At 47.5% G+C, this 10,934-nt stretch carries 4 protein-coding genes; 2 read left to right on the top strand and 2 right to left on the bottom strand.

The genetic code is table 11. From position 1 onward, the window contains the following. Window positions 1–170: 170 nt before the first annotated feature. Window positions 171–3,557, bottom strand: a complete 3,387-nt coding sequence (treS, locus tag ACLFWI_RS18550) for a maltose alpha-D-glucosyltransferase (protein WP_446414143.1) — start codon at window positions 3,555–3,557, stop codon at window positions 171–173. Window positions 3,558–3,818: 261 nt separating this feature from the next. Further along, complete coding sequence (locus ACLFWI_RS18545) at window positions 3,819–5,780, bottom strand: alpha-1,4-glucan--maltose-1-phosphate maltosyltransferase (RefSeq protein WP_446414142.1); 1,962 nt, start codon at window positions 5,778–5,780, stop codon at window positions 3,819–3,821. 876 nt (window positions 5,781–6,656) lie between these two features. On the opposite strand from ACLFWI_RS18545, the gene ACLFWI_RS18540 reads away from it, so the two are divergent. Together ACLFWI_RS18540 and ACLFWI_RS18535 are read left to right on the top strand one after the other, a co-directional pair. Continuing rightward, window positions 6,657–7,538, top strand: coding sequence for a PEP-CTERM sorting domain-containing protein (locus ACLFWI_RS18540; protein WP_446414141.1), 882 nt, complete (start codon window positions 6,657–6,659; stop codon window positions 7,536–7,538). Window positions 7,539–7,793: 255 nt separating this feature from the next. Then, window positions 7,794–10,922, top strand: coding sequence for an ABC transporter transmembrane domain-containing protein (locus ACLFWI_RS18535; RefSeq protein ID WP_446414140.1), 3,129 nt, complete (start codon window positions 7,794–7,796; stop codon window positions 10,920–10,922). Window positions 10,923–10,934: the final 12 nt, after the last annotated feature.

Here is a 10,934-nt window from a genome sequence, read left to right as displayed (position 1 = left end):
TGTCATTTGTTGAAGATGACTTGCACTCTAATCAGGGCGGGTTTAGTGATATCAGGGTGAAAACTAAACGTTAATAATAAAACCCGCCCCTACACACAGGGCGGATTTTGCTGCCAAGCTAGGGAGAATAACCAATATTAGTCCCTCACCCCATCTCCCTTTACTTCTCTCTACCCCATTGGCGGCGTCTGGAAATTCATCTGTTCCCTGGACATTGGTACTGACTCGATCAACTGGAGAATGCGCTGCAAGGGAATATCTACCCACTTGGGTCGATTATTGAGTTCATAGCCTAACTCATAAATCGATTTCTCAAACAGATAGGCATCCAACAGCACCTGTAACTCCTGAGTCGTTTGGGGAATAAACGAATGACCTGCACTTGTAGCCAGATAGGTTTTCAGGAACGTATCACTCACCCAGGAATACCAGAACCCAGACCATTGTTCCATCACCGAGAGATTATCCGGGCGAATCATACCACTGTCCATTTCATTGCGTAAGCCGAGAGTCACCGCATAGTGGAACGATTGCAGCATTCCCGCCACATCCCGCAGGGGCGATCTCTTCATCCGCCGTTCACTCAGAGGACGGGCGGGTTCTCCCTCAAAGTCAATGATAATTAAGTCTTTCCCCGTATATAAGACTTGTCCTAAATGGAAATCCCCATGACAACGGGTACGCATCGACGTAATTTGCAGATTGATTAAGGCTTTAAAGCGTCCTAAAATTTGATCTTGGCGGTTGAGAATGGTTTGGGCTAAGGGCTGAGTTTCCTCCGGTAAAACCTCGATCCGCTTTTTCAGCAGCAGTAAAACCTGACCCGTCAGATTCCGCATATACTGATACACAGACCGCTGATAGAACGAGGTAAACGGTTCCGGGGCAAAGTTAGGATTCTCTGCATCTGAGGACAAAGCAATATGCAATTGAGCCGTTCGCTTTGCCAACAGTTGCGTCGTATCCAAATAGGGAACAATCAGATCGTAGCCAAAGGGCGGATCAGTTCTATCTAGCGACTCGACAGCCGAGGGTAAGAGGAGTTCCGTCTCCTGTAAATCTGATCCAGGCAATACCATCACTTGTTCAAAATAGCCGCGCAGGGAATCTAAGGTGTAGGACCAAGCATTGGTGGTATTGGGAACAAATGCTTGCAAAGCGCCGATGGTGATCGTATCTGAGTTGGAAGCGCGATACTCCAGAGCCCCCGCCACGGGAACAAAATGTTCGGTGACTTTTTTCTCGGTGAGGAAACGCCCAATTTCTAAGTCTGGGTTAATTCCTTCCTCAACCTTGCGGAACAGCTTTAAAATAAAGCGATCGCCATACACGATTGAAGTATTACTTTGTTCACCTCTAAGCAGATGCGGTTCCAGGTGAGTCGCCTCCTGCATCAGTTCAGACAGGGCGTCTGTTGCTGTAGCCACCAGTGTACCTGCCTTTCCTTTATAGCGATGCTTGTGACGAACGGCATCTAAGGGGAAGGCTAAAAAGTCCGGTTCAGCTACTGCATCGAACAATAAGCCCACCTCTTCATGTCCCTCAACCTGGAGATAGGCGATGACTTGATTCGCCTGAATGTTCGACCCATCGCCACCCAGTTCCGTTCCGGGTGCGTAAGCTAAGGGCAGAATGTAGGTTTCTGGGATACCCTCAGTGTATTCGAGTTTGATAAAAATTAACTCCGCCTCGGTTTGTTTATAGGAGACGGGAATCGTTTCCACAATCTCTGCCGATTGCACCGTCCTTGCCTTACCCCCAAACCAGCGACAAGTATAGAGGTAATTTGGCAAAATCGACTCCAAGGTGGTCTTTAAAATCGGTTGAGAAAATACCGTTTGCCATTTGCCACTCACCCTCAGTGTCGGCGGTTGAACTTGGGAACTGGGAGTTTCCGCTAGAGTGTCTTGCAACTGGAGGGTAAACCAGTAGAAGCTATGAGGACTGAGGCTGAGGAAATAGGATGAAGAACCAATCGCTGGGAATTGGGTACGTCCAAAAATCTCCACGGGTACCATCCCTTGGAATGCCGAGAGATCCAACTCTACAGTTTGCACAAATCGCGACAAGTTGGCAACCACTAAAATATGTTCCCCAGCATAAGTGCGGGTAAATGCCAAAACCTTACGGTTATCGGGATGGAGAAACTCAAACGTTCCTCGACCAAAAGCTTGGAAACGCTGGCGGGTGGCAATTAATCGCTTCATCCACCACCACAGGGAATTGGGATTCCCCTGCTGCGCTTCCACATTAATCGCTTCGTAATGATATTCTGGATCAACAATCGGCGGGGCGTAGAGTTTTTGCGGATTCGTGCGCGAGAAGCCAGCATTGCGGTCAGCACTCCATTGCATCGGTGTGCGTACCCCGTTGCGATCGCCCAGATAAATATTATCGCCCATACCAATCTCATCCCCGTAGTAAATGACGGGGGTACCGGGGAGAGACAGCAGCAACCCATTCATCAATTGAATTTGGTCGCGATTATTCCCCATCAGTGGTGCAAGGCGGCGACGAATCCCTAAATTGAGTCGTGCCTGCGGGTCTTCTGCATATACTTTATACATATAGTCCCTATCTTCATCGCTGACCATTTCCAGAGTCAGTTCGTCGTGATTCCGCAGGAACAATGCCCACTGACAGTTATTGGGAATTTGCGGCGTTTGGTTGAGAATATCAATGATGGGGAAATTATCCTCCATCTTCAATGACATAAACAGGCGTGGCATTAGGGGAAAATGGAAATTCATGTGGCACTCATCCCCCTGCCCATAATACTCCGCCGCATCTTCGGGCCACTGATTCGCCTCAGCCAACAGCATCCGATTGGGGAACTTGGCATCCACATGGGCGCGTAACTGTTTTAAGAACCCATGGGTTGCGGCTAAGTTCTCACAGTTTGTGCCTTCTTGTTCATACAGATACGGCACAGCGTCCATCCGCAGTCCATCCACTCCCATCCCTAACCATAAATCCACAACCTCCAAAACGGCTTTACCTACTTCCGGATTTTCGTAATTGAGGTCAGGTTGATGGGAATAGAAGCGATGCCAGTAATACGCTTTAGCCACCGAGTCCCACGCCCAGTTAGAATGTTCAAAGTCCTGGAAAATAATCCGGGCATCTTTATATTTTTCCGGGTTATCACTCCAAACATAAAAATCCCGTTCATTGCTTCCCTTGGGGGCTTTGCGAGCGCGTTGAAACCAGGGGTGCTGGTCGGAGGTATGGTTAACAATTAACTCAATAATTACCCGAATTCCCCGTTGATGCGCTGCATCTAACAGGTCTTTGAGATCTTCGATTGTGCCAAAAATAGGATTGATTTTTTTATATTCGGCAATATCGTAGCCATCATCTTTCAGCGGAGAGGGGAAAAAGGGTAATGTCCAGATTGCGGTAACCCCTAAATCCCGTAAATAATCCAGCTTCGATGTCAATCCGCGCAAGTCACCAATTCCATCACCATTACTATCGGCAAAGGCACGAATCGGCACTTCATAGATGATGGCATCTTTAAACCATAACGGATCATCTTTCAAGATTGAATTAAGCATTTGTTCTTTGGTAGTTTTCCCTGGTTGATTTGTCATTGGTCATTGGTCATTGGTCATTGGTCATTTGTCATTTGTTGCAGATGACTTGTACTCTATAGGGGCGGGTTTAGAGATATCCGGGTGAAAACCAAACGTTAGTGGTAAAACCCGCCCCTACAACTGTCATAATTCTCCCCCAGCTCTCCCCGCTTCCTCATCTACCCCAGCTCCCCCTGCTTCCAGACGTAGCATGCTACGTCTCTACATGGCTCCCCCTGCTTCCTATTGCCTCACCCAGAAAACATGGGCTGGAATACCCTGAGGATTGAGTTCCACATAGTTATGTCCGCCAAACCAGGTGTAGTGGGTATCACTGAGTAGATCATGGAGATAGTATTCCCGATAGGGGTCAATCCCTAAGGATTCTAAGGGCAAATCAATGAAGCCTGCTTGCATCCACTGAGGGTCAAAACTGACCACCATTACCATCACATCCTTGCAATCACCAGTCTGTTTGCTGTAACAAATAATATGGTGATTATCCGTGTGATGAAACCGCAAACTGCCGTTACTTTGCAACGCGGGATGTTCCCTACGGGCAAAATTGACCCGGGTAATCAAGTCTTTGATTGTATAAGGACTATCTAAATCCCACTCCCGAATCTGATATTTCTCTGAGTTTAAATACTCTTCGCTACCAGGTTTGAGCGCCCGATTTTCGCACACTTCAAACGCCGGTCCATAAATCCCGTAATTCGCGGTTAAAGTTGCTGCCAGCACTAAGCGAATAATACAGGCAGGGCGTCCCCCATGCTGAATAAACTCATGTAAAATATCGGGGGTGTTGGGCCAAAAGTTGGGGCGAAAGATGTCATAAGCAGGAGTTTGGGTGAGTTCGGTGAGATATTGGGTCATTTCCCACTTACTATTACGCCAAGTGAAATAGGTGTAGGATTGGGTAAATCCTAACTTGGCGAGGCGATACATCACCTTGGGACGGGTAAAGGATTCCGAGAGGTAAATTAAATCGGGATAGGTTTGTCTCAAATCCGCAATTACCCATTCCCAAAAGTCAAAGGCTTTGGTATGGGGGTTATCGACTCGGAAAATCCGCACGCCTTTTTCAATCCAAAACAGCATGACACTCCGCAGTTCTTGCCACAGATTTTGCCAGTCTGGGGTTTCAAAGTCAATCGGATAAATATCCTGATATTTTTTCGGTGGATTCTCGGCGTATTGAATGGTTCCATCCGGGCGGCTACGGAACCATTGGGGATTTTCTTTAACATAAGGGTGATCTGGAGAACATTGGAAGGCTAAGTCTAGGGCAATTTCCAGTCCATGTTCTTTGGCTTTGGCGACAAACTCTTCAAAGTCAGCCATTGTACCCAATTGGGGATGAATGGCTTTGTGTCCGCCTTCAGCCCCGCCAATACCCCAGGGTACGCCCACATCATCGGGTTGAGCAATGTTGGTGTTATTTTTACCTTTGCGAAATTGCTTGCCAATCGGGTGAATCGGGGGTAAATAGAGGACATCAAACCCCATACTGGCAATATAGGGTAAGCGGGCTTGGGCATCTTTGAATGTGCCATGTTTACCCGGTTCACCACAGGAACGGGGGAACATTTCGTACCAGCTGCTAAACCTTGCCCGTTCTCGGTCTACGGTAATTCTTAGTTCTTTGTGGTAGGTGCTGGCAAATTTGCGATCGGGGTATTTTGCCATCAGTTGCCCAAGTTCCGGGGAAATGGCTTTATCCCCTAAAATTGGTTGGGCGACATCTGGCGATCGCAGCGTCGCCACCCAGGTTTTTAACTGTGCCGCATCATCCCCACTGGCACGTTTCACCGCATCCTCGACTAAGTTTGCCCCAATCAGTAAGTCAACTGACACATCCTGTTCGGCTGCCAATTTCTTGGTCATGTCCCGTTGCCAGGATTTAAAATGGTCAGCCCATCCCATAATCGTATAGACATAATCCCCCATCTCTGATACGGTAAATTCTCCCTGCCAGCGATCATTGACCGTTGGCGATAAGGGAACCTCAAACCAGGTTTGGGATTTCTGGGGACGGTATAAAATGACACCCGATACGGCATCATGACTGTCACAGAACATATCTACTTCCACATGGACTCGTTCGCCAACCGTCCGCTTGATGGCAAAACGACCCCCATCTATTTGGGGCAACACACCCTCAATTTGAACTCGTCTCCGACCTTCCTCTGGTAATGGCAGCATTGATCAACACGTCCTTTAGCTTTTGCTTCTAAAACAGTCGCAGGTGCCCCTTACTGTCATACAGCTTTATCCTTCAGCCCTTACTGCTGTTCCTTTGACTCTGGCTAAGGAACTGAAGTTGGTGTAGTTACCTAACTGTAAAGCGTTTCGATAAACCTGTCCGACTGCTACCTTAGTTAACTTTACGAATTAATGTCAAGATTTCTATGCAAAATGTTAATAAATGAGACTATAGTCGAAAAGGTTACAGCCAGTAGATTACAGGAAACGGTCAATCGATGCATCTGACCCAGGGAAGAGTTATTTTTTCCAGAAAGAATATTAGCGCAGTCACCGGGTTCATACTTGATGGTTTATGGCGATGAACTCGGTTGGTCAGTAGAGAGGTTGCCGGCAACGTCTCTATGGTGGCGAAAGTCCTAATCGATGTGTCTACTGCTATAACAGTTGAGATTAGGCAACAGGCAACAGTAAGGGGTTGAGGAATATTTACATAAATTATTATTTTTCAAGCCCTTACATAAACAAATGACGCTCCACACCGTTAACTTTAATTGTCCCCACCTAATTACCTATAGACATTGATTCCCTTTTCATAAATTTATCAAGGCTTTAACAAAACCATTCATCTCTTCAAGAGAAGTTTACCCATTCAATATTTTTTCGGGATAGGATACAAACATAGAACTATTAAAGCTCAAGACCTTCAACCAACGGCTTAGACCGCCAAGTCAAAGGAGTAAGCCCTTTTAATAACTTCTGAGTCGTAAACTTGCCAGAGTTTTTGCCGTCAAAATTACGCCCAGTAAACGCACAGATAAGGCTAAATTCGCGTCAATTTATGCTACCCATATTACGTTCGATCAGGAAATAATCATGAAAACTAAACTGACAATCGCTCAAAACCTGTTATCTATCGCTGCACCTATCCTAGCCAGTTCTGTATTGGCTGCTTCACCCAGTATGGCAGCGACGTTTGCTTCGGCTGAAGCGAACGTTTTTATCGAAAATTTTAGTCAAACTCCTAATGACATCGGCACTTCAACCCAGACGAATACAGTCGCGGTTGTCCCAAACAGTTCTGATGCTAATTCCGGTAATGAGCAGAATGTCCTTTCTTCATCAATCAGTAACGCCGCCGACGCTAGAGCTGAAGCTAATGCTATATTTTTTGCGGATAATCCAGCCTTCGCGGCTAACTCAATCTTGAGCAATGCCTTTGGTGAAGGACAAAACTTCTTGGGCTTGGCACAAAGCGAAGCGTCGGTACTGGGTAGATTTTTCCTGGCTCCAGAACCCGATGGGACGGAATCATTCTCTTTCGATTTTACGGCGTTTTTTGACCTGGAAACTTCAGGAGTGCAGAGTAAGGCTGTAGCTGATATATCATTCCTGGTTTTAGGGGGAACTGACCCGAATCAAGCCAATCAAACGGTTTTTGATTTCTTCTCCGTCTCTGGAGAGTTAAAAACGACTGGAGAGGATGACATATTCTCCGTGGAAGCCAGCGACAACTTTACCTTGAATACGTTTTTGCCATCTGGCGAGTTGGGCTGGGATTTAGAGGAAGAATTTGCCAGTGTTGTTGCGATGGGTTCTTATGAGAGAGAGTTTAGACGACCGACCTATCTAACCTTAATTGAAGCCAAAAGGACAGAGGTTACGGTTCAAGCACCAGAACCAACGAGCATTTTAGGTTTATTGGCCTTTGGTGGTTTGCTTAGCTTAACCTGTCGCTCTAAACGTAGAACATCTTAGCCATTTGGTTGACGCCGACGCTGAGACGTGCCACGACGCTGAGACGTGCCATGGCACGTCTCTACATTAACAACCCTCAAATCCTTACTGTTCCCTGTTCCTTCCTAATCTTAACCGTTAACTTTAATTGGGTTCCACTACTTAGTATTAGCGAAAATTAACAGAAAATTTAACAGAAAATCTAACTGAGGTTCACGAATGGGTGAGGCTGTGTCAAAATTCTAGCAGTGAGTCTCTCATTCAGAGTGCTATGCCATGAATAAGGTTTTCCCGAATCGGGTGCAAGAGTCACCGTCTCATTCCCCCAATGCGGTCAATGATGTTGCGGGTATTCTCCAACACTTGAGCCAAGGGTCAATGACCAACGAATTGGCATTGAAGTTGAGTCACTCCTTTGAACTGTGCCAGTTTCAGTTTGGAGAAAGGCTATTTGCCTATTATCCCCCCCAACAGGAACAGGAAGATGATGAGTATTTTTACATCGTCTGTCAGGGACGGGTGAGACTGCTGAGCTTTGATCCCCAAAAACAGCGAGAGGTTTCCGCCGTTGTTATAGCAGAAGGGGAAACCTTTGGTGCAGACGGTTGGTTTTGTCACAACTGTTCATCTTACGCCGCGATCGCAGCCAGTCCGGGATTCCTAGCTCGGATTCGGGGAACCAAACTCCAGCAGTGGTTTGAGCAGATTCCCCAATTCCCAGCCCAGTGTGAAAAACAAGCTCAACAGCGACAAAGCTTAATTTTCCTGAAGACGCAAACCGAACTGCGATCGCTCACTAGCCATACCATAAAGCAACTCTTACCCTACCTCGTCACCACCACGATTCCCCCAGGCGAAACACTCACCCAATTACAGGGGAATCGCTGTTGGCTACGTCAGGGTGAAATCGCCACAACTGGGGAAGCATCACCCCCACCTCCAACAATTGGCGAAAGCTGGGGATATCCGCAGCCCATTCCCGCCCATTGGATTGCCCAAACCGACTTATGCATATATAAACTGCCCAGGGAAGAGGTTTCAGCCGCTCAAGCCATCGCCCCGATTTTATCGGGAACCGCCCCAGACGCTTTACCGGAAACAGCGAATCATCCCACCGTTTCCAATAAACCCTTAATTCCCCTAGCCGTTCGCATGTCGGCGCTGATGCATCACACTGGGGCGGAACCGACAGATCAAACGGAACCCGAACCCGTCGTCTTTCCCCAACCTAGATCATGGCGCCCCTGGGGAAAGGGGTTTTGGCAGCGCTATCCCCTGGTATTACAACAGAGTTCCGCCGATTGTGGTGCGGCTTGTTTGTCCATGATTGGGCGATACTGGGGTAAACAGTTTAGTATCAATACCCTGCGAGAGCTAGCCGGGGTGGGGCGGGCGGGGGCTTCGCTGAAAGGATTGTCCCAAGCGTCAGAACGTTTAGGATTTCGAGCGGCTCCAGTACGAGCATCTTTGAATCGGTTAAGGGATCAGACTAACCCGTGGATTGCCCATTGGCAAGGTAATCATTATATTGTCGTCTATCAATATAAAGGCGATCGCATCCTGATTGCTGATCCGGCGGTGGGTAAGCGGTTGATCCCCCGTGCCGAATTTATCAATAACTGGACAGGATACGCGCTGGTGTTAGATCCCACACCTCAACTCGCCGCCACGCCCAATGAAAAGAACTCCCTGGGGCGCTTCTTAAAAGTCCTGTGGCCCCATCGTATCTTAATCGGACAAATTCTGCTGGCGTCCCTACTCCTGCAAATCTTTAGTCTAATTACACCGCTATTTACCCAAATTATTCTAGACCGGGTGGTTGTCAACCGCAGTTTTACGATGCTGAATGTCTTCGCCCTGGGACTTGTTTTGTTTAACCTGTGGCGGATTGGCTTAAGTGCTACCCGACAATATTTCTTAGACTATTTTGCCAATCGCTTAGATCTAACCTTTATCAGTGGCTTTATTAACCATGCCCTGAGTTTACCCCTAAAATTCTTTGAATCGCGCCAAGTTGGGGATATTATCACCCGGGTTCAGGAAGCCCAGAAAATTCAGGCATTTCTCACCCGCCGAGCAGTGATTACCTGGCTGGATACCCTAATGGTATTTGTCTACTTAGGGTTGATGGTGTACTACAACTGGAAGCTTACCCTACTGGTACTGGCATTGATTCCGCCGATCGCGATTTTAACCATTGTCGCCAGTCCATTACTACGTCAGCGATCGCGGGAAATCTTCCAAGAGGATGCGGGACAAAATTCCCAGATTGTGGAAATGATATCAGGAATCGGCACGGTTAAAGCCTCCGCCGCAGAACGAGAATTACGCTGGCGCTGGGAAGACCGACTGACGAAAATGTTAAATGTGCGATTCAAAGCCCAGATTCTGGGTAATTTCCTCCAATCCACCAGTGGCTTAATTAATAGCTTAGGTAGCACCGCCTTACTCTGGTACGGTGCCACCCTGGTGATGCAGGATCAGCTTACCATTGGTCAATTTGTCGCATTTAACATGCTCATCGGCAATGTAATTAGTCCGATTTTAGCCCTAGTGAGTCTGTGGGATGAATTTCAAGAAATTCTCGTATCTGTGGAACGACTCAATGATGTCTTTTTTGCCCAACCCGAGGAACATCCCCAAAAACCGCTAATGGGTTTACCCCAGTTAAAAGGAGAGGTAGAGTTTGACAGCGTTTTCTTCCGCTATGGTGACGAGGAAGAAAACTACACCCTGGAAAATATTTCGTTTCAGGTGTCTCCCGGACAAACCGTGGCGATTGTGGGGCGGAGTGGTTCGGGGAAGAGTACCTTAGTCAAACTCCTCCAAGGACTCTATCACCCAGACCGAGGCAAAATTTCTGTCGATGGGCACGATATTCGCCATGTTTCGCCGCCATCTTTGCGATCGCAGCTTGGTGTCGTACCTCAGGAGTGTTTCTTATTTTCCGGCACCATCCTGGATAATATTACTCTCTATCATCCAGAGTTTACCCTGGAGCAAGTCATCGAAGTTGCCAAACTGGCAGAAGCTCATGGGTTTATTCAATCCTTACCCTTGGGATACAACACCCCAGTTGGGGAGAGGGGTTCCACCCTATCGGGAGGACAAAAGCAAAGAATTGCGATCGCACGCGCTCTATTGCATGATCCCCGTATTATCATTCTTGATGAAGCCACCAGCTCCCTCGATACCGAGTCGGAGCGGCGGTTTCAACAGAATCTCGCTCGGATTAGTCGCAACCGCACGACGTTAGTCATTGCCCACCGTCTTTCCACGGTTCGACATGCTGACTGTATCCTCGTGTTAGACCGCGGTATTTTAGTTGAGCAGGGTACCCACGATCAACTGATTGCTATTCAAGGTCTTTATCATCACTTGGCACAGCAGCAGCTCGATCTTTAATCAGCAGGGTTT

The organism is Coleofasciculus sp., from assembly GCF_046539235.1.
Lineage (GTDB): Bacteria > Cyanobacteriota > Cyanobacteriia > Cyanobacteriales > Coleofasciculaceae > Coleofasciculus.
Note: the sequence above shows the minus strand (reverse complement) of the source record. Positions and strands in the feature narration are given on the sequence as shown.